This is a genomic window from Streptomyces sp. CB02400, assembly GCF_001905725.1.
Lineage (GTDB): Bacteria > Actinomycetota > Actinomycetes > Streptomycetales > Streptomycetaceae > Streptomyces > Streptomyces atrovirens.
In genome coordinates this window covers 1-19806 of sequence record NZ_LIWB01000018.1, presented here as the reverse complement: position 1 = coordinate 19806, position 19806 = coordinate 1, and the positions used below count along the sequence as shown (strand labels likewise).

Here is a 19806-nt window from a genome sequence, read left to right as displayed (position 1 = left end):
CGGAACCGGAACGGAACGAACGGATCACCGCCTGAGCCGCGCGTTGGTGTGCCGGGTCGGCTCGGCGGTGGCCGGATCCTCCGGCCAGGGGTGCTTGGGGTAGCGCCCGCGCAGTTCGGCCCGTACGCCCTTGTAGCCGTCCCGCCAGAACGAGGCGAGGTCGGCGGTCACGGCGGCGGGCCGCCCGGCCGGGGACAGCAGGTGCACCAGCAGCGGCACCCCGGCCACCCGCGGCGACTCCTGGAGCCCGAACATCTCCTGGAGTTTGACCGCGAGCACCGGCTGCTCCGGATCGGAGTAGTCGATCCGGATTCCGGACCCACTGGGTACGGTGATCCGCTCGGGGGCGAGCTCGTCGAGCCGCACGGCCTCCCCGGAGGCCCAGGGCAGCAGCCGCGCGAGTGCCTGCCCGGCGTCGATCCGCGCGAGATCGGCCCGTCGCCGGGCCCGGCTCAGTTCCGGCTCCAGCCACTCCGCCACGCGCGCGTGCAGCGCCTCGTCGGAGACATCGGGCCACGGCGCGCCGAGCCGCCCGTGCAGGAACGCCAGCCGCTGCCGCAGTACGACGGCCCCGGCCGGCCACCGCAGCAGCCCGAACCCCTCCCGCCGCAGCCCGTCCAGCAGCGCGTCCTGTACGAGCGAGGGGTCGGCGTCGGCATACGCCCGCACGGCCACCTCCACCGCCCCGAGCCGCTCGACCCGCCGCGCGACGACGTCCCCGTCGCCCCAGCCCACTTCTTCCCGGTACTCCAGCAACGCCCCCGCCGCGACCCGCGCGACCCCCTCGTCGACAACGCCCCCGAGCTGCACGCGCGCGTGCCCCCGCCCCACAGGCCGATCGGCCACGGCGACGGCGACCCACTCGGCCCCCCGCAACCGCGACCCAGCCCCCACCTCGGCCCGCGTCCCACCCACCATCAGATACGAACCACCCTCCGTGCGGGCCACCCGCTCGGGAAAGGCCAGCGCGACAACAAGCCCGACCCGCAGGTCCTCCCCGCCCCCGACCACAGGCCGGAAGCCGGCTCCGTCCCCCCACGAGGGCCGAGAGCTCTCAGCCGCCCGCGACGCCACCGTCCCGGCGTTCCCACCGCCCGGCCCCCGCGGGGTGCCCGAGACGGGCGTGTCCGGTGCGCCGACGGCCCGAGTGCCGTTCCCGTCGGCCGTCTGCGCGGTGGGCGGGGCGCCGCCCCCTGCCGCCTGCCCCGGGGGCCGGACGGTGGCGGCACGGGTGCCGGACCGGTCCGCCGGTGTCGGCGGGGAGGGCCGCGTGGGCTCGGACACGAGCCCGCGGAGGCGGCTGACCTCCTTGCGCCACCGCGCGGCGTACGCGTCACCCCCGCGGCGGACGGTCCGCAGCGCGGCGGTGAGGTCGTCGCCGTACTCGCGCGGCGGCTCCTCGCTGATCAGGGCGACCACTTCGGCCGCGAGGCCCGGGCCCACCGCCGGTGCCGCGTCCAGCAGGGCGCGGCCCAGGCGCGGGTGCAGGCCCAGGCGGGCCAGCCGTGCCCCGCGTTCGCCGGCCCGCCCGTCGGGGCCCACCGCGCCGATCGCCGTCAGGACGGAGCGGGCCGCCGCCATCGCCCCGGCCGGCGGGGGATCCAGCAGTGCCAGCCCCGAGGCGTCCGGGTCGCCCCAGCAGGCCGCCTGGAGCGCGAACGCCGTCAGGTCGGCCACTTTGATCTCGGGGGAGGGGAACCGCGGCAGCCGCGCGTCCTCCGCCTCCGCCCAGCACCGGTACACCGCCCCCGGCGCCTCACGCCCGGCCCGCCCCGCCCGCTGGAGCCCCGCCGCGCGGGAGGCCCGTACCGTCGTCAGCGCGCTGAGCCCCCGCGCGTGGTCCACGCGCGGCTCGCGCGCCAGCCCGGAGTCCACGACCACCCGCACCCCGGGAACCGTCAGCGACGACTCCGCGACCGAGGTCGCCAGCACCACCCGGCGCCGTTCCCCGACGGACAGCACCGCGTCCTGCACGGCGGCCGGCGCCCGCCCGTGCACCTGGAGCACGTCGACGTCCCCGAGGCCCCCGAGCTGCCCGGCCACCCGGGCGATCTCGCCGACCCCCGGCAGGAACGCCAGCACGTCCCCGTCCCGCTCCGCCAGCGCCCGCCGCACCACCGACGCCACATGCGTCAGCAGCGCCGGATCGACCCGCATCCCGTGCGGCGGCCGTACCGCACGCGCGGGCGGCGCCCACACCACGTCCACCGGGAACGCGGCACCGCGCGCTTGAACCACCGGCGCGTCCCCCAGCAGTCGTGCCCAGCCCTCCGCGTCCGTCGTCGCCGACGCGGCCACCAGCCGCAGCTCCGGGCGCAGCGCCTCGCGCACGTCCCACAGGAACGCCGCCGCCGTGTCCGCGTCCAGATGCCGCTCGTGGCACTCGTCGAGCACCACCACGTCCACCCCGGACAGCTCCTGGTCGCGCTGGAGGCGCTGAAGGAGCACACCGGTCGTGACGACCTCCACGCGCGTGTGCCGCCCCACCGCCCGCTCCCCGCGCACGGTGAAACCGACCGACCCGCCGACCCGCTCACCCAGCAGCCACGCCATCCGCCGTGCCGCCGCGCGGGCCGCGATCCGCCGCGGCTCGGCGACCACCACCCGCCGCGCGGGCCCGTTCCCGAGCAGCCCCGCCAGCGCCAGCGGCACCAGCGTCGTCTTACCGGTACCGGGCGGCGCCACCAGGACGGCGGTGCCGTGCGCGTCGAGCGCGTCGGTCAGCCCCGGCAGGGCCTCGCGTACGGGAAGGGCGTCCAGGGCGTCGTAACGGATCACGCACTCAGTCCCGTACGCACACGAAGATCGCCGTCCCCGGGATCAGGTTCCCGCGCAGCGGCGACCAGCCGCCCCACTCGGAGGTGTTCCAGGCCGGCCACTCCGGCTCCACCAGGTCCACCAGCCGGAACCCCGAGGCGACGACGTCACGGACGCGGTCCCCGAGCGTCCTGTGGTGCTCCACGTACACCGCGCGGCCCCCCTCGTCCTGCTCGACGTAGGGCGTGCGGTCGAAGTACGACGCGGACACGCTCAGCCCCTCCGGTCCCGGCTCGTCCGGGAACGCCCAGCGGATCGGGTGCGTGACCGAGAAGACCAGCCGGCCGCCGGGCCGCAGCACCCGCCGCACCTCGCGCAGCACCAGCCGCGGATCGGCGACGAAGGGCAGTGCCCCGTACGCCGAGCAGGCCAGGTCGAAGGAGCCGTCCGCGAACGGCAGCGCCCCCGCGTCGGCGCACACCAGCGGGACCGGCCCGCCGATCCGCAGCGCGTGCTGCAACTGCCGGTGCGAGATGTCCAGCGCCACCGGCCGCGCCCCCTGCGCGGCCAGCCAGCGCGAGCACTGCGCCGCGCCGGCGCCCAGTTCCAGGACGTCCCGCCCCTTCAGCTCCTCCGGCGGGCCGAGCAGCTCCGCCTCCACCTCGTCCAGACCCTCGGGCCCCCACACGAAGCGGTCGTCGCCGAGGAACGTGCCGTGCTCGATCTGGTACTCGTCCGCGTTGCGGTCCCACCATCCCCGGTTGGCGCGGGAGCTCTCCGTGACACCGGCCTGCCGCCGGGTCGCCTCCGGTTCGGGCGCTTCGGGCTCTTGGATGATCGGCTCCCTCGTCGTACTCTTCCGTCCAACCAGCCGGTCCCCGGCGTGTCGCAGAAGGGGTCTCATCACCCCTGCGTGGCCTCGGGAGACCGTAATTGTGCCGGTTATGCGGCGATCCGCCCCGGGTGGGCGGCTTCGCGCATTGACCATGCCCGGCAGCCCCCGTATGCTACAAGTTGCGCTGCGAGCCTGCGCACCTCAGACGTAGCAGGCTGCGCTCGCATCTGTTGTATGTCCCCTCGGTTCTCGAGGTGTCATCACCGCACAGACGGTGATGCGCTTCCTTGGCTGTCCGGCTTCTGCAGAGCGAAACGGGCTCCGGCGTAGCAGTACCTACGACTTCAATGTCCGTACCGGAGCCCTTTCCCACATGACGAGCAGCACCGAGACCACCGCCACCACCCCGCAGGTTGCGGTCAACGACATCGGTAACGAGGAAGCGTTCCTCGCCGCGATCGACGAGACGATCAAGTACTTCAACGACGGCGACATCGTCGACGGCGTCATCGTGAAGGTCGACCGGGACGAGGTCCTGCTCGACATCGGTTACAAGACCGAAGGTGTCATCCCGAGCCGCGAGCTCTCGATCAAGCACGACGTCGACCCCAACGAGGTCGTCGCCGTCGGTGACGAGATCGAGGCCCTCGTCCTCCAGAAGGAGGACAAGGAAGGCCGCCTGATCCTCTCGAAGAAGCGCGCCCAGTACGAGCGTGCCTGGGGCACCATCGAGAAGATCAAGGAAGAGGACGGCATCGTCACCGGTACCGTCATCGAGGTCGTCAAGGGTGGTCTCATCCTCGACATCGGCCTCCGCGGCTTCCTTCCGGCCTCCCTGGTCGAGATGCGCCGCGTCCGCGACCTCCAGCCCTACGTGGGCAAGGAGCTCGAGGCGAAGATCATCGAGCTGGACAAGAACCGCAACAACGTGGTCCTGTCCCGCCGTGCCTGGCTGGAGCAGACCCAGTCCGAGGTCCGCCAGACGTTCCTCACCACCCTCCAGAAGGGTCAGGTCCGTTCCGGCGTCGTCTCCTCGATCGTCAACTTCGGTGCCTTCGTGGACCTGGGTGGCGTCGACGGTCTGGTCCACGTCTCCGAGCTGTCCTGGAAGCACATCGACCACCCCTCCGAGGTCGTCGAGGTCGGCCAGGAGGTCACGGTCGAGGTCCTCGACGTCGACATGGACCGCGAGCGCGTCTCCCTGTCGCTGAAGGCGACCCAGGAAGACCCGTGGCAGCAGTTCGCCCGCACCCACCAGATCGGCCAGGTCGTGCCCGGCAAGGTCACGAAGCTGGTTCCGTTCGGCGCGTTCGTCCGCGTGGACGAGGGCATCGAGGGTCTGGTCCACATCTCCGAGCTGGCCGAGCGCCACGTGGAGATCCCGGAGCAGGTCGTCCAGGTCAACGACGAGATCTTCGTCAAGGTCATCGACATCGACCTCGAGCGCCGTCGCATCAGCCTCTCGCTGAAGCAGGCCAACGAGGCCTTCGGTGCCGACCCGTCGGCGGTCGAGTTCGACCCGACCCTGTACGGCATGGCCGCGTCCTACGACGACCAGGGCAACTACATCTACCCCGAGGGCTTCGACCCCGAGACCAACGACTGGCTCGAGGGCTACGAGACCCAGCGCGAGGCGTGGGAGACCCAGTACGCCGAGGCGCAGCAGCGCTTCGAGCAGCACCAGGCGCAGGTCATCAAGTCCCGCGAGGCGGACGAGAAGGCCGCTGCCGAGGGTGGCGAGGCCGCCGCTCCGGTCGCGTCCGGTGGCGGTTCGTACTCCTCCGAGGGTGGCGACCAGTCCGGTGCGCTGGCTTCGGACGAGGCGCTGGCCGCGCTGCGGGAGAAGCTGGCGGGTGGGCAGAGCTGACGCTCTCCACTGACGCTTAGCCGTTGACTGAGGGGCCGTACCTTTTTTGAGGTACGGCCCCTCAGTGCTGTGTTTTGGGCTGCGGCCCGGTGGGGGGTCTCGCGCAGTTCCCCGCGCCCCTGAGGGGCTGTGGGTCGGCTGTCGGCCGGTGGGGGCTTGTCGCGCCCACGCGGCGGAGCCGCATATCGATACAGCCCCGCGCCCCTGGGGAGTTGCCCGCGGCCCTGATGACGAGATTCCCGCCTGTGGCCCTGGGGGAGTTGTCCGCGCCCCCGAGGAGAAGGTCCCCGCGCTTCCTGGGGAGTTGTTCCCGCCGGGGAATGTCAGTGGTGCGTGCCATGTTGTGGTGTACGGACATGAGGAGGAGCGGTCACTGTGCTTGATCCGCAGGGTTTGTACGCGTGGGAGCCGAAGGGGCTCGGTGTCGTCGACATGGCGCTGGCCCAGGAGTCGGCCGGACTTGTCATGCTCTACCACTTCGACGGATACATCGACGCGGGGGAGACCGGGGACCAGATCGTCGACCGGCTGCTCGACTCGCTGCCCCACCAGGTCGTCGCCCGGTTCGACCACGACCGGCTCGTCGACTACCGCGCCCGCCGCCCGCTGCTGACCTTCACCCGCGACCGGTGGAGCGACTACGAGGTGCCCGCCATCGAGGTGCGCCTCGTCCAGGACGCCACGGGAGCGCCCTTCCTGCTGCTCTCCGGTCCGGAGCCGGACGTGGAGTGGGAGCGCTTCGCCGCCGCCGTCCAGCAGATCGTGGAGCGGCTCGGCGTGCGCCTGTCGGTGAACTTCCACGGCATCCCCATGGGCGTCCCGCACACCCGGCCCGTCGGCCTCACCCCGCACGGCAACCGCGCCGACCTCGTCCCGGTGGCCGGCAGCGTCTTCGACGAGGCACAGGTGCCGGGCAGCGCCGAGGCGCTCGTCGAGTACCGGCTCATGCAGGCCGGGCACGACGTCCTGGGCGTCGCCGCGCACGTGCCGCACTACATCGCCCGTTCCCCGTACCCGGACGCGGCATTGACCGCCCTGGAGGCGATCACGGCCGCGACGGGACTGGTCCTGCCCGGTGTCGCGCACGCGCTGCGCACCGACGCCCACCGCACCCAGACGGAGATCGAACGCCAGATCCGGGAGGGCGACGACGAGCTCACCGCCCTCGTCCAGGGCCTCGAGCACCAGTACGACGCGGCGGCGGGCGCGGAGAGCCGGGGCAACATGCTCGCCGAGCCGGTGGACATCCCGTCGGCGGACGAGATCGGCCGCGAGTTCGAACGCTTCCTGGCGGAGCGCGAGGGCGACGGCTGACGCCCTAGGCTGTCCCCCATGCTGAAAGTGGGCCTGACCGGCGGGATCGGTGCCGGCAAGAGCGAGGTGTCACGGCTGCTCGTCGAGTGCGGGGCCGTGCTGATCGACGCGGACCGGATCGCGCGTGAGGTCGTCGAACCGGGGACGCCCGGTCTCGCGGCGGTCGTGGACGCCTTCGGCACGGAGGTCCTCACCGAGGACGGCAGGCTCGACCGGCCCAAGCTGGGCTCTGTCGTCTTCGCCGACCCGGAGAGGCTGGCCGTCCTCAACTCGATCGTCCACCCCCTGGTGGGCGCCCGCTCCCGCGAGCTGGAGGAGGCCGCCGCCGAGGACGCCGTCGTGATCCACGACGTCCCCCTCCTCACGGAGAACGGCCTGGCCCCCCTCTACGACCTCGTGATCGTCGTCGACGCGAGTCCGGAGACCCAGCTCGACCGGCTCGTCGGCCGGCGCGGCATGACGGCGGAGGACGCGCGCGCGCGGATGGCCGCCCAGGCGACCCGCGAGCAGCGCCGGGAGATCGCCGACATCGTCATCGACAACGACGTCCCCCTCGACGAACTGCACCGGCGCGTCAAGGACGTGTGGGCCGACCTCGTCCACCGGGCGCGGACCTCCCACCCGGAATAGCGGGTGCCGGACGGGGCGTTGAACCCGTTCAGCGAGGGAAGGATTCCGCCGTGCCCGAGACCAGCGGTTCGACCGGACGTACGCCGGAAACGCATGTCATCGACTTCCGTGCCGCCGAGCACCTGCTCGCCTCCCGGGACCCGAGGGGCGCGGTGAAGCTGCTCGACGGCGTCATAGACGTCCACCCGGAGAACACCGCCGCGCGGCTGCTGCGCGCCCGTGCCTTCTTCGCGGCGGCCCAGCTCCGCCCCGCCGAGCTGGAGTTCTCCCTCGTGCTGGAGCGCGAGCCGGACAACGCCTTCGCCCACTTCGCGCTCGCCCGCACCTACCAGCGGCAGGGCCGCCCGCACCCGGCCAAGCGCCACTTCCGGCTGGCGGCCGCGCTGGACCCGAACCCGGAGTACCTGAAGGCGGCCCGCTTCGACGAGTGAGTGACGGCCGGCGCTACGGGCGGTTCCCCGGCGGCTGGTACGGGGGTACGTCGCGCCCCGGCTGGTAATGCGGGCCCTGGCGGATGTGCCGCAGGACGACGACCAGGTCGACCGTGACGACCAGCCACAGCAGCCCGCAGGCGAGCGACCAGCCCGGATGCCCCGCGAGCGCGAACGCCACCGTCCCGGACACCGTCCAGACCACGCCCCACACGCTCAGCCAGAACCGCATCCGCAGAGCACTGCGGGCGGTCACCGGCTCACTGCCCGTACGCATCCCGATCACCACCCCGTCCGCGCCGTTCGGGCCGCTCCCGCGTGTTCCGGGTTCCCCGAACCGCCTCCAGGACCACGTGTCACTCGGTCGGGTGAACCGGCGAGGAGGGGGAACGGGCGTGCGGACGCCGGCCGTTTGACGGGCATGGAACTGAAAATGCGTGAGGGCCATGAGGGGACGGGGCCCGGGGCGATCACCCCGGACGGCTGCGCGGTGGAGCTGTACGCGCGGCTGCCCGTCGGGGACGAGCCGGACGTCATCGCCGCCGCGGTGCCGGCGGGGGCGCGGATCCTGGAGCTGGGCAGCGGCGTCGGGCGGATGACCCACGCGCTGCTGGAGCGCGGCTTCGAGGTCACGGCGGTGGACGAGTCCGCGGAGATGCTGGAGCGGGTGCGCGGGGCGCGGACGATATGCGGTCCCATAGAGCGGCTCGACCTCGGTGAGACGTTCGACGTGGTGCTGCTCGCGTCGTTCCTGGTGCACGCGGGGGACGTGGAGGTGCGGCGGGGTCTGCTGCGCACCTGCGTGCGGCACCTGGCGAAGGGCGGGTGCGTGCTGATCCAGCGGGAGGGCGAGGACTACCACACCAATGTGCCGCGTGAGCGGGTCGACCCGGCCGGCTTCACCGTGCGGATCGTGTCGGCGGAGCCGGTGGGCGACGGCGTCGACTCGGTCCACGCGGAGTACGTGTTCCCGGACGCGACCTGGACCCAGACATTCCGCGCCCGCCCCCTGACGAGGGAGCAGTTCGAGGAGGCACTGGCGGAGACGGGCCTGAAGGTGGACCGGTACCTGACGGAGGACAGGATGTGGGTGCGGACGGTGCCGATGACCGACACCTGATCACGCGCCCCACGCTCACGACCGACCCGCACCCCCGGCCCCCTTGCCACGGGTTTTGCGTCCACCGGCCGTCTCACGTCCGGCGGATCCGCCACGCCGCCTGTCGGTTCCGCCGGACGCGGCGTCCGGGTCACCGCTGCTGCCCGGTCCGCCCGGTCCCGCGTGTCCGCCGAACGGGGTGGGGCCGCCCAGGCCGCGTAGCCGTTCCAGCTCTCGGCGGTCGCGCTTGGTGGGGCGGCCCGTGCCGCGGTCGCGGATGCCGGCGGGGGCGACGGCCTCGCGGGGCGGGGGCGGCGGGGAGTTGTCGATGTAGCACTGGACGGCCACCGGGGCGCCCACCCGCTTGCGGATCAGCCGCTTGACGACGACGATCCGCTCCCGGGTCTCGGCCCGCAGCCGTACCTCGTCACCGACACGGAGGGAGTGGGAGGGCTTCACGCGTTCGCCGTTCACCCGGACGTGCCCGCCCTTGCAGGCGGCGGCGCCGAGGGACCGCGTCTTGACCAGCCGCACCGACCAGATCCAGCTGTCGATCCGTACGGACTCACCACTCGGCGGGCCGGCCGCCTCGGCGGCGGCCACGGCGGCGGCGACCTTGGGGTCCTCGGCACTCTCAGAAGCCATGGTCCCGACCTTAACCCTTGGTCCCGGCCGGCGGTGCGGGGTTTTCGTCCGCCCCGAACACCTACGGTGGAGCCATGGACCCCCGTGGCCTCGACCGGCTCGACCAGCGCATCGCCGGCTGCCGTGCCTGCCCCCGGCTGGTCGACTGGCGGGAGGAGGTCGCCCGGACCAAGCGGGCCGCGTTCGCGGACTGGACGTACTGGGGGAGGCCGGTGCCCGGATTCGGGCCGGCGGACGCCCGGCTGCTGATCGTCGGCCTGGCGCCCGCCGCGCACGGCGGCAACCGCACCGGGCGGATGTTCACCGGGGACCGTTCCGGGGACGTGCTGTACCAGGCGCTGTACGACGTGGGGCTCGCCTCGCAGCCGGGCTCCACCCACGCCGGGGACGGCCTGGAGCTGTACGGCGTGCGCGTCACCTCGCCCGTGCACTGCGCCCCGCCCGCCAACAAGCCCACCCCCGAGGAGCGGGACACCTGCCGGCCCTGGCTGGTGCGGGAGCTGCGCCTGCTGCGGCCGACGGTACGGGCCGCGCTCGTGCTGGGGGCCTTCGGCTGGCAGGCCGCGCTGCCCGCGTTCGCCGAGGCCGGCTGGACCGTGCCCCGGCCCCGGCCCGCCTTCGCGCACGGCGCCCATGTCACCCTGGACGCCCCCGACGGCCCCGGTCTCCACCTCTTCGGCTGCTTCCACGTCAGCCAGCGCAACACCTTCACCGGCCGCCTCACCCCCGAGATGCTCCGCGACGTACTGCGCACGGCGGCCGGGGCGGCGGGACTGAGTACGCGGGGAAGGGGATGAGCGGTCCCGGCCGACGCCGGTACGGTGCTCCGACGAGCCGGTACCCGGAGACCGAACCGTACGACCACGGCCGGCGACGACGCGCTGGTGGTGGCGACGGGCCGGTACGCCCGGCCCCGCGCCTGACACCTCACGGCCGTCACACGTACCGCACGTCCGGCTTCCGCTCCTCGTTCCCGGATATGCGTCCGTCCGCTCCACGGCCGTGAAGCCGTGCCGCTCGTAGAAGCGGTGCGCGGGCGTGTTGACCCGGAAGGTCCACAGCGTGAGCCCTCCGGGGCCGCGCTCCTCGGCCAGGGCGACGAACCGGTCGTCGATCCCGCGCCCGCGCCACTCGGGCGAGGTGGAGCTGGTCCAGCTCCCCGCCCTCCGGCAGCGGCACGCCGACCACATCCCGGCCCACCGCCCGGACCGCCCCCGCATCCGCATTGCTCCCGCGGCGCCGGGGCTACGGGCGCAGCACCACCTTCGTGTAGCCCTCGATGCGCTTGTCGAACTTGTCGTAGGCCGACGGCGCCTGGTCCAGGGGCAGTTCGTGGGAGACGACGAAACTGGGCTTCGCCCTGCCCTCGATGATCATGTCGCGCAGCTGCCGGTTGTAGCGCTTCACGTTGCACTGCCCCGTGCCCAGCCGCAGGCCCTTCTCGAAGAGCTTGCCGACCGCGACGAGGAGCATGCCCTGCTTGGACTGCTCGTCCGGGGCTCCGGGGTCGGACGGGACGTAGAGCCCGGGAACGCCGAGCATTCCGGTGGCGCGCACCGTGCGGATGAGCGAGTTCAGGACGGTCGCCGGTTCCTCGCGGTCCGTGCCGCCCGCCGTGGCCTGGTAGCCGACCGCGTCGACGCCCTTGTCGGTGCCCATGCCCTCGGTCTGCTCGTGGATCTGCTCCACCGGGTCGCCCTCGGCGAAGTTGATCGGGACCGCGCCGATCTCCTCGGCCTTCTGCAGCCGCTCGGGGACCCGGTCCACGACGAAGACCTTCTTCGCGCCGCGCAGCAGTGCCGAGTAGGCGGCCATGAGACCGACCGGTCCGGCGCCGTACACGGTGACGCTCTCGCCGGGGCGGACCTGGGCGAGTTCACAGCCGTGGTAGCCGGTGGGGAAGATGTCGGCGAGCAGCACGAAGTCGTTCTCGTGCTCCTTTCCCGGCGGCAGTTTCAGGCAGTTGAAGTCGGCGTAGGGAACGCGCAGGTATTCCGCCTGGCCGCCCTTCCACGGTCCCATCGCGACATAGCCGTAAGCGCCGCCGGGGAAACCGGGATTGACGGTCAGACAGTATCCGGTGAATCCCTCGGCGCAGTTCCGGCAGAATCCGCAGGCGACGTTGAAGGGCATGACCACACGGTCGCCCTCCTTGAGCGAGGTGACCCCCGGGCCGACCTCCGTGATGATGCCCATGTTCTCGTGACCGAAGGTGATGCCGGGCTCGGCGGCGGTACGACCCTCGTACATGTGCAGGTCGGAACCGCAGATCGCGGTCGAGGTGACCTTGACGATCACGTCGTTCGGATGTTGGACGGCGGGGTTGTCGACTTCTTCGACGGCGACCTCGAACGGTCCCTTGTACACGACGGCCTTCATGGCTACGACCTCCACTCGGTGGGGTACGGGTCCGGTGGCGTGCCTCTCCCGATGGTTCCGCGTGACCGATTTCTCATGGTTCTCCGGTCTGGCCGACGGGGCAAGCCGGTAATATCCGGACGCATATCGTCCGACGATCCGCGGACGACGCATGCCGTAACCGAGAACGGAAAGAGGCCGCCATGGCAGCGCAGCGGCTGGGGACCCTGCTCGTCGCGGTGCCCGGGCTGTCCGGCACCACCTATCCCCCGGGCACGACGGTGACGGTCCGTGGCCGTGGCGCCACGGTCGACGGGTTCGTGAACGGCGACTGGCTTCCGCTGTCGTGGTGGGAGTTCTCCGACGGCCTCCGCGAGGACATCGCCGACCGCTGACCGCGGCGCCCGTCACCTACCGGCCGGTACGTCACCCGCTGGCCGGTACGGAGCCCGCAGGCGTACGGCACCGGCCGGTACGGAACCCACCGGCCGGTACGGAACCCGGCCGGTGTCAGTCGTCACTGACCTTGACCCAGTCCAGGGTCCGCTCCACCGCCCGCTTCCAGTCCTGGTAGCCCTCCTGGCGCCGCTCCTCGCTCCACTGCGGGGTCCAGCGCTTCGACTCCTGCCAGTGGGTGCGCAGCTCGTCGGTGTCGCGCCAGAAGCCCACTGCGAGCCCGGCGGCGTAGGCGGCGCCCAGCGCGGTGGTCTCGGCCACCACGGGACGGCTGACCGGCACGCCCAGCACATCGGCCTGGATCTGCATGCACAGATCGTTCGCGGTGACGCCGCCGTCGACCTTGAGCACGTCCATGCGCACACCGGAGTCCCGCTCCATGGCCTCGACCACGTCGCGGCTCTGGTAGCAGATGGCCTCCAGCGTGGCCCGCGCGATGTGACCGCCGGTGTTGTACCGGGCCAGCCCCACCATGGCGCCGCGTGCGTCGGAGCGCCAGTAGGGGGCGAAGAGACCGGAGAACGCCGGGACGAAGTACATCCCGCCGTTGTCCTCCACCGAACGCGCCAGCTGCTCGCTGTCCGGGGCACTCCCGATGATCTTCAACTGGTCGCGCAGCCACTGCACGGCCGCGCCGGTTACGGCGATGGAGCCCTCCAGGGCGTAGACCGCGGGGCTTCCCGCGAACCGGTACGCCACCGTCGTCAGCAGCCCGCTGTGCGAACGCACCAGCTCCGTACCCGTGTTGAGCACGAGGAAGTTGCCGGTGCCGTAGGTGTTCTTGGCCTCGCCGGGGGAGAAGCAGACCTGGCCCACGGTCGCCGCGTGCTGGTCGCCGAGCACACCGGTGATCGGGACGGCGGCGCCCAGCGGCCGGGAGGTGCGGGCCTGGCCGAACGCCTCGGGGTCGGACGAGGCGTGGATGTCCGGCAGCATCGGGCGCGGGACGCCGAAGATGTCGAGCAGCTCGTCGTCCCAGTCCAGGGTCTCGAGGTTCATCAGCATGGTGCGGCTGGCGTTGGTCACGTCCGTGGCGTGCACACCGCCGTTGGGCCCGCCGGTGAGGTTCCACAGCACCCAGGCGTCGGTGTTGCCGAACAGGGCGTGGCCCGCCTCGGCGGCCTCGCGCAGCCCGTCCACGTTCTCCAGCAGCCACTTGATCTTGCCGCCGGAGAAGTAGGTGGCCGGCGGCAGACCGGCCTTGTGGCGGATGGTGTCGCCGTGGCCGTCACGCTCGAGAGCGGCGGCGATGCGGTCGGTGCGGGTGTCCTGCCAGACGATGGCGTTGTAGTACGGGCGGCCGGTGCGCGGGTCCCAGACCACGGTCGTCTCGCGCTGGTTGGTGATGCCGATGGCCCGCAGGTCGGTGGCGGTCAGACCGCCGTCGCGCAGGGCGTTCTGGATCACCGTGTTGGTGCGTTCCCAGATCTCCACCGGGTCGTGCTCGACCCAGCCGGACCGGGGCAGGATCTGCTGGTGTTCGAGCTGGTGCCTGGCCACCTCGTTCCCCGCGTGGTCGAAGATCATGAAGCGGGTGCTGGTGGTCCCCTGGTCCACCGCGCCGACGAATTCGGGCATCGCTGACACCTCCTGGTTGACGACAGGGTCCCGACGGCAGAGTCCCGACGGCAGAGTCCCGACGGCAGGGTCCCGACGGCAGGGTCCGGGGACCTACGGTTCCTCGGTGGCCGGGCCTTTCTCCTGCTCCTCCAGCGCCCTCGTCCTGGCGGTGATCACCGGTTTGATGAGCAGGTCGTACACGCCGACACCGACGATTCCGCCGATCAGCGGGCCGACGACGGGGATCCACCAGTAGCCGCTGAACCATCCGAATGTGCCGGGCAGGGCGATGTCGCCCCAGCCCGCGAAGAAGGTGAACAGCCGGGGGCCGAAATCACGCGCGGGATTGATCGCGTACCCGGCGTTGGTGCCGAAGGTCAGGCCGATCGCGACGACCACCAGACCGATGATGAACGGGTGGAGATTCGCCGCCGGAGCCGTATTGCGGGTGTCGATGACGGCGCAGACGAGCAGCAGCAGAATCCCCGTTCCCACGATCTGGTCGAGCAGCGGGCCCCACCAGGAATTCCCGAAGTATTCGGCCGGGAACGTCGCGAAGATGGAGTAGGTCGCCAGCGACTCGTCCCGCGGGACTCCGGCCTTGGCGTCGGCCGCGTCGATGGCCCACCGGTAGCACGCGTAGACGAGCGCGGCGGCGGCGAAGGCTCCCACCACCTGCGCCAGCCAGTACGGCAGGACCTTCCGCCAGGGGAGGTCCCCGCGCACGGCGAAGGCCAGCGTCACCGCGGGGTTGATGTGGGCGCCGCTGACACCGCCGGCCACGTAGACACCGAACACCACGGCGAGGCCCCAGCCCCACGCGATGATGAGCCAGTTGGCCGGACCGAATTCCACGAATTGCCGCCCCGAGCCGGGCAGACCGACGACGGCGACGGCCACCGACCCGGCGCCCAGCAGGAGCAGGACGAACGTCCCCAGGAATTCGGCGAGCATCTCGCCGCCGAGGCCTTCTCTATAACCTCGACGACGTGGACTGCTTTCAGCCTCGACGCGTTCAGCCATCGGCTCTCCTCGGCAGGAATGGCACAGGCCTTCCCCTCCCTTTACCGGCAGCGTATGCGTATCGCCGTGAGAGGGCGCCCTGAGCAGGGCGTTTCCTTCCAATGGAGCAACGCGCCGCCCGCGCGCCTTCTCCCGACGGCAGTGGTCGAGGACCGGCACCAGGAACGACTCGGTCTTCCCGGACCCGGTCCGGGCAACCCCGGCCGCCACTGAAGCTCCCGCTGCCACCCGTCACCGGTCTTTGACGCGGTCCGTCCGGTCGGAAACGAGGACGGTCCCCTCCGCCCCGAGGAGGGAAGGGGACCCCAGGAGGAGTCCCGACGGCTCTACACTGCCTTCTTCTCCGGGTTGACCGCGTCGAAGACGATCGACTTCCGCTTGAAGTCGGCGTAGAACGTGGCGGAGCAGCGCCCTTGCGTAACGGCGGTCACGAAGTCCTCACTCGTCTGCCACCGGACGTCCTGCCGGATGCCGGGCTCACCGATCCCCCCCCGGACCGGGATTCCGGGGCCCCGGCAGCGTCCGCCGACCCGGTCGGATGACCGCACCCCGCCAGTACGAGCACGGCCACGGCCGCTGCTGCGAGGCGGGAAGCCCGGCGGATCCGCAGCCGTCCTTCTTCGTCCGCCGCACCCGCGTCGAAGTCGTACTGGTCCAGTGCGTGAACCGTGACGTTCATGCTCATCTCGTTGCCGTTCCGTTTGATTGTGGCGCTGCCCCAGATCTTGTGGCCGCCCAAGGCCTTGTAGCGGTAGGGGTTGTATTCCTCCTTGTTCGGATTCGTACGAGGGGGTGAACGGGCTGTCCGAAGGTTCGTCATCATGTCCCGCGCGTCACGACCCGTGGTGCCTGCTCGTCGTCCCACAGCACCGGAAACCACAGTTCAGCCGTTGTCGGCACCCTTCTGGAAATGGTCGAGAACGCCGCACATCACGACACCCGTGACCAGGAAGGCACCCATGGCCGACAGCAAGGCGACTTCCGCGTACGACGCTGGGGTGAGCCGGAGGGCCACGGTGGCGCCGGCGGTTCCCGCGAGGACCGCGCAGCCGGCGCGGGCCGTCAGACCGGCCACCGCACGGGGCCGTCGGCCGGCACCGGCCGACGCCTCGCGGGCCGCGCGTACGCAGGCCACCGCGGCTGTCACGACGCCTGCCGCCAGGGCCGGTCGGGGTGTGCCGAACAGCAGGCCGTAGCGGATCGCCAGGGCCGGTACGAAGAACAGCAGCAGCCAGTGGCGCAGCGCGTGCACCACGAAGGACAGCGTCGGGCCGGACCGGTCGGACACCCGGACGGCGGCCGCGCGCAGCACCACCAGGGCGGCCAATGCGGTCAGGGCGAGCGGCAGACGGTCGTCCAGGCGGCCCAGGCTGTACAGCAGCGCCGTGTCATAGACGACCAGTACCAGAGCGCCCAGCGCCCCCAGCGAACCGATGAACACCAGCAGCCCCGGTACCGAGGCCGGCACCCGGGTCGTCGCCGTGTCGCGCGCGGCCGTCCGCGCGAGGAACAGGGGGGTCACGACAGCCGACACCGCGCGGATCAGCACATCGTCGACCGTGTACGGGTTGCGCAGGTCCCACTCGACCAGGCAGAACACGGCCGTGTACGACACCGAGGCCGACGGCAGCAGGGCCGAGCGCGCGATCCGGCGGTACAGGTCGGTGTCGAGCCACCGCACCACCGTTGCGAAGGCCAGCAGGACGAAGGGAAGTTCCAGGAAGGCCTGGACCCGCAGCAGGCTCGGTGCGAGGAGGCCGGGCGCCGGGAAGTGCTCGGCCAAGGTGCGCAGGGCGGGGTTCGACGACGCCAGGTCGAACCAGCCGGCCGGGAGATACCGCGCGATGAACGACGGGTCCCCGTCGTGCACACGCAGCACGTACACCGTGAACAGCACCTGGTTGACGTAGACCAGACCGGTCACCAGCGCCAGCCACACGGCCGGCGAGAGGACGCGACGGCCCGCCGCCCGGACCGGATCGGGGCGGCGGGCCAGGACACGCGGGGTGATCGCGAGGGCCGAGACGACCGACACGACCACCACCGCGTCCACGAGTATCCGCATGCCGGTCATGTGTGCGGATACACCGCGCATTCCGTGCCGGTCCGGTGGCTGATGACACCCGCGTGGCCCCGGTCCCGCAGGTACCGCGGGTCCGGTTCGTCGCCGGCCCACCCGTGGTCTTTGGCGAAGACCCGGACGCCGGAGACGCCCCCCTCGTCGGGGGAGGCCGGGCGCAGCCCGCTGCCGGAGACGAAATCGGGCACCGCGGAACAGGGCCTCCGCGGCACGGCGGCCAACGGGTAGGTGTCGTCCTCGGACCACGCCCAGTACCCGACGGCCTCCGCCGACGCCGGCACCCGGAGATCGTGGTCACGGAACGCCTGATCCGCGCTCACATCGGTGTGCGTGCCCGGGAAGGCGCCGGGGAAGTGCTTCTCCGGTTCCCCACCGCGGGCGGCGACCACCAGCAGCGGCAGCAGGCCCAGGGGCAGGCCCGCAGCCGTGCGCCGGATGGCACGGGTGCTCATCTCACCCCCCGATCGAGTACGAGTAGGAGCCCCGGACGTCGAAGTCCTGGGTACGGCCGTCGGTGTGCAACCGTGCCAGATCGTTCCGGTGGCCCCTCATGGGCCGGAGACAGCCAGGGCGTGCCCCCCGAGTGCCGCGGCGACGATCAGGCAGGCGACGGTGACGCCGGCGGTGGTGCGCCGCCCCGGAAGGAACCGGCGCGGCAGGCAGAGCACCAGCACCGCACCCGTCCACGCGGCGGACACCAACCAGGGGAGCCATGCCTCCGCCCGGTCGTTGACCAGGTAACAGTGCTCGGCCCGTGGTCCGGTGTCACCGAAGTGGAAGAGGCAGTCGTTCCCGAAGTTCTCGGACAGCAGCGCGGTGAGTCCCCAGCACATGGTGGTGAGGACGGCTGCGGTCACCGCGACACCGAAGACCGAGCAGCCTCCAGGGCCACGCGGCGTGGCTGTGTTCACGCTCTGATCTCCCCGACGAGAACTGTTCCGCCGAGGGTATCCCAGCGGAATTCGACACCTTCGGCACATGCCGATTCGGAATGGCACATCACCCCGTCGCGGAATCCGGGCCCGAAATCGACTTGCCGCTCCTGCGGTGTGACGCTGAGCACCACCAGGCCCTTGTAATCCCTGATTCCCGGGCGGAGGTCATCGCGCGCCGAACGCCTCGGATACGGCAGAGACACCGAGCCGTAAGGTTCCCAGCCGGCCCGGACGGGTTCATCGGAAATCCGCCGTCTCGGTCAACGTGTCGCGGCCGGCCCGCACGCACGCGACCGCGGTCGTCGGCCCGCACGCAGACAGAGCAGGGTGCCCGCGACCGCCAGGGCGAGCGGCAGCCGGTCATCGAGCCGACCGAGGTTGTCCAGCACTGCCTTGTCGTGCACGGCCGGCACCCTGGCCGCGCCCGTGTCGCGATCCGCCGTCTCTCCGGAAGGCGGCATGGAGGCCGGCAGGAGCAATCGCTCCAGCCGGTCCAGGACGTTGCCGATCTGTGCCCGGTGCACCAGGTCGCGGCTGTGGAAGAGCGGTACACCGGGGAAGTCGGCAGAGGCCGGGACCGGAGTGGAAGGCGGGGATCAAGGGGTCGGCCGCGTGGGGTGCCCGGGGCTGAGGGGCAGCCTCGACGTCCTTCTGCCGGGCGCGCTGGTGTCTCCCTCCAGTGACCGCCGAGGTCCGGCGGCCACGTGGTCACGTGCCCATGCGATGGACCCGTCCGCCACCGGATAGTCGGTCTCCACCCGAGCGAGCAGAGGTCCCAGGGCCGCCGGCTGGAGCCGGTCGACGTTCAGGAGCACCTCTGCCCAGCCGGGTGGCCGCCGGTGGTGGAGACCGGGTGAGCGCCGCTTCACCTCGACTACCCCCGGCCGTGGAGGCGAGAAACAGTGTGGACAGGACGAGGCGGAAGAATGCGCCGGCCGCTGTGCCGGGGTCCGGCGTCGGCGTGTTCTCGACGCCCACAGCGGGCAGGCTCAGGGCCGGCATGCCGACCGCGACGGCGTACGGTCCGGCGGTCAGCAGACCTCGCAGCCACAGGCCTGGCTGTCAGCGGTAGTACTCGCGCCGTAGATCTGCCTCGAACCGCATACGGGGGCCCGCACAGCTCGCGAACCGCTCCCAGAGCTCGGGAAATCCCAGCAGTTGATCCGTGACGCGGATGCTGACGAGTTCGATGACCCGGGGACGCCCCGATCCCAGGAGTGCCTCTATCAGACGGGCAGAACGGGCGATGGTCTCCCTCGCCGATTCTTCCAGCGCGGGTCGGAACACCGGGTGCACAAATCCATAACTCGGCATGGAATACATGCCGGGATCGGAGCACTCGCCGTTCGTGGCTTCCCATTCCTCCTCTTCGAGCCCAGTCACGAAGGGACGAGCCTCCGGGACATGTTCCCAGATGCTGTGCCGCACGAACTCGCTGTCCGAGGTGTTCATTTCTTGTATCCGCGATTTGTCGTCGATGGGGCGAAGGGGCGAGCCCAGGGGGTCTGAGCGGATCACGACCCCCTGGGCTCTGGACGTTACTCAGGTGCGGTTTCCTGTATCGAGGTCATGCGACGCTCGGCTGGTACTGGGGATCAGAGAGCCCGAAGGGGGCCACTATTGATCAGAAACTCATGGAGCGTTTTCCAACCTGCCGCGTGGGCTGGACAGTTGGCTTCACCTGTCTGTCCGTCAGTCAACTGTCTGCCCGTGCGGCGGGTTGGAAAACGCTCACTGACGTGGGGTGCGCTTCCGGGTCGGTGGCCCACGGCTCGGAACGGGCTCGGCACCTGCGGGTCACGTCCGCTGGAGTGGT

General features: G+C 71.5%; 18 protein-coding genes and 2 pseudogenes. 7 read left to right on the top strand and 13 right to left on the bottom strand.

The features are described from left to right. Positions 1–24 precede the first annotated feature (24 nt). Positions 25–2778 (bottom strand): ATP-dependent RNA helicase, encoded by a 2754-nt coding sequence (locus AMK33_RS31990; protein WP_073936494.1) that lies wholly within the window; start codon positions 2776–2778, stop codon positions 25–27. A 4-nt stretch (positions 2779–2782) separates the two neighbouring features. Continuing rightward, positions 2783–3661 carry a class I SAM-dependent methyltransferase gene (locus AMK33_RS31985; protein ID WP_235618262.1) on the bottom strand — a complete coding sequence of 293 codons (879 nt, stop codon included), beginning with the start codon at positions 3659–3661 and terminating at the stop codon, positions 2783–2785. A gap of 304 nt (positions 3662–3965) precedes the next feature. Here AMK33_RS31985 and rpsA point away from each other — a divergent pair, with 304 nt between their 5' ends. The 4 genes from rpsA to AMK33_RS31965 all read left to right on the top strand — a co-directional run bounded on the left by rpsA (position 3966) and on the right by AMK33_RS31965 (position 7834). Next, a complete protein-coding gene (gene rpsA, locus AMK33_RS31980) occupies positions 3966–5459 on the top strand; it encodes a 30S ribosomal protein S1 (protein ID WP_073936493.1) in 1494 nt (497 codons plus the stop codon). Positions 5460–5834: 375 nt separating this feature from the next. After that, positions 5835–6773, top strand: a complete 939-nt coding sequence (locus tag AMK33_RS31975; RefSeq protein WP_073936492.1) for a PAC2 family protein — start codon at positions 5835–5837, stop codon at positions 6771–6773. Positions 6774–6791: 18 nt separating this feature from the next. After that, positions 6792–7403: a dephospho-CoA kinase gene (gene coaE, locus AMK33_RS31970; RefSeq protein ID WP_073936491.1), complete on the top strand. Its 612-nt coding sequence runs from the start codon at positions 6792–6794 to the stop codon at positions 7401–7403. A 50-nt stretch (positions 7404–7453) separates the two neighbouring features. Beyond that, positions 7454–7834, top strand: coding sequence for a tetratricopeptide repeat protein (locus AMK33_RS31965; RefSeq protein ID WP_030858785.1), 381 nt, complete (start codon positions 7454–7456; stop codon positions 7832–7834). Positions 7835–7847: 13 nt separating this feature from the next. On the opposite strand, the gene AMK33_RS31960 is transcribed toward AMK33_RS31965, so the two are convergent. Further along, on the bottom strand, positions 7848–8111 hold the full coding sequence (locus AMK33_RS31960) for a DUF6343 family protein (protein WP_201263115.1): 264 nt from the start codon (positions 8109–8111) through the stop codon (positions 7848–7850). A 156-nt stretch (positions 8112–8267) separates the two neighbouring features. On the opposite strand from AMK33_RS31960, the gene AMK33_RS31955 reads away from it, so the two are divergent. Beyond that, entirely contained in the window at positions 8268–8954 is a 687-nt protein-coding gene (locus AMK33_RS31955) for a class I SAM-dependent methyltransferase (protein ID WP_235618261.1), read from the top strand. A gap of 15 nt (positions 8955–8969) precedes the next feature. On the opposite strand, the gene AMK33_RS31950 is transcribed toward AMK33_RS31955, so the two are convergent. Then, positions 8970–9578 (bottom strand): RNA-binding S4 domain-containing protein, encoded by a 609-nt coding sequence (locus AMK33_RS31950; protein WP_073936488.1) that lies wholly within the window; start codon positions 9576–9578, stop codon positions 8970–8972. A 74-nt stretch (positions 9579–9652) separates the two neighbouring features. Between AMK33_RS31950 and AMK33_RS31945 the strand changes: the two genes are divergently transcribed. Beyond that, complete coding sequence (locus AMK33_RS31945; protein ID WP_073936487.1) at positions 9653–10375, top strand: uracil-DNA glycosylase; 723 nt, start codon at positions 9653–9655, stop codon at positions 10373–10375. Positions 10376–10642: 267 nt separating this feature from the next. Here the strand turns inward: AMK33_RS31945 and AMK33_RS45315 are convergent. Beyond that, positions 10643–10768, bottom strand: a pseudogene (locus tag AMK33_RS45315) (hypothetical protein); the annotation flags it as partial. Between the two features lie 55 nt (positions 10769–10823). Next, on the bottom strand, positions 10824–11957 hold the full coding sequence (locus AMK33_RS31935; protein WP_073936486.1) for a glutathione-independent formaldehyde dehydrogenase: 1134 nt from the start codon (positions 11955–11957) through the stop codon (positions 10824–10826). A 182-nt stretch (positions 11958–12139) separates the two neighbouring features. Between AMK33_RS31935 and AMK33_RS31930 the strand changes: the two genes are divergently transcribed. After that, a complete protein-coding gene (locus AMK33_RS31930; RefSeq protein ID WP_030858776.1) occupies positions 12140–12331 on the top strand; it encodes a hypothetical protein in 192 nt (63 codons plus the stop codon). 115 nt (positions 12332–12446) lie between these two features. Here the strand turns inward: AMK33_RS31930 and glpK are convergent, their stop codons facing one another. From glpK to AMK33_RS31885, 7 genes and pseudogenes are all read right to left on the bottom strand, one after another. Continuing rightward, positions 12447–13970, bottom strand: a complete 1524-nt coding sequence (gene glpK, locus AMK33_RS31925; protein ID WP_073936485.1) for a glycerol kinase GlpK — start codon at positions 13968–13970, stop codon at positions 12447–12449. Positions 13971–14063: 93 nt separating this feature from the next. Continuing rightward, positions 14064–14975 (bottom strand): MIP/aquaporin family protein, encoded by a 912-nt coding sequence (locus AMK33_RS31920; RefSeq protein ID WP_073936484.1) that lies wholly within the window; start codon positions 14973–14975, stop codon positions 14064–14066. Between the two features lie 883 nt (positions 14976–15858). Further along, positions 15859–17040, bottom strand: a complete 1182-nt coding sequence (locus AMK33_RS31910) for a hypothetical protein (protein WP_143203884.1) — start codon at positions 17038–17040, stop codon at positions 15859–15861. Positions 17041–17045: 5 nt separating this feature from the next. Continuing rightward, the gene (locus tag AMK33_RS31905; RefSeq protein ID WP_073936481.1) at positions 17046–17507 is read right to left on the bottom strand and encodes a hypothetical protein; all 462 of its coding nucleotides are present in this window, start codon (positions 17505–17507) and stop codon (positions 17046–17048) included. A 96-nt stretch (positions 17508–17603) separates the two neighbouring features. After that, complete coding sequence (locus tag AMK33_RS31900; protein ID WP_143203883.1) at positions 17604–17966, bottom strand: hypothetical protein; 363 nt, start codon at positions 17964–17966, stop codon at positions 17604–17606. 470 nt (positions 17967–18436) lie between these two features. Continuing rightward, positions 18437–18590 (bottom strand): annotated as a pseudogene (locus tag AMK33_RS45310) (glycoside hydrolase family 43 protein); the annotation flags it as partial. Between the two features lie 462 nt (positions 18591–19052). Next, complete coding sequence (locus tag AMK33_RS31885) at positions 19053–19442, bottom strand: hypothetical protein (protein WP_073936478.1); 390 nt, start codon at positions 19440–19442, stop codon at positions 19053–19055. Between the last annotated feature and the right edge of the window lie 364 nt (positions 19443–19806).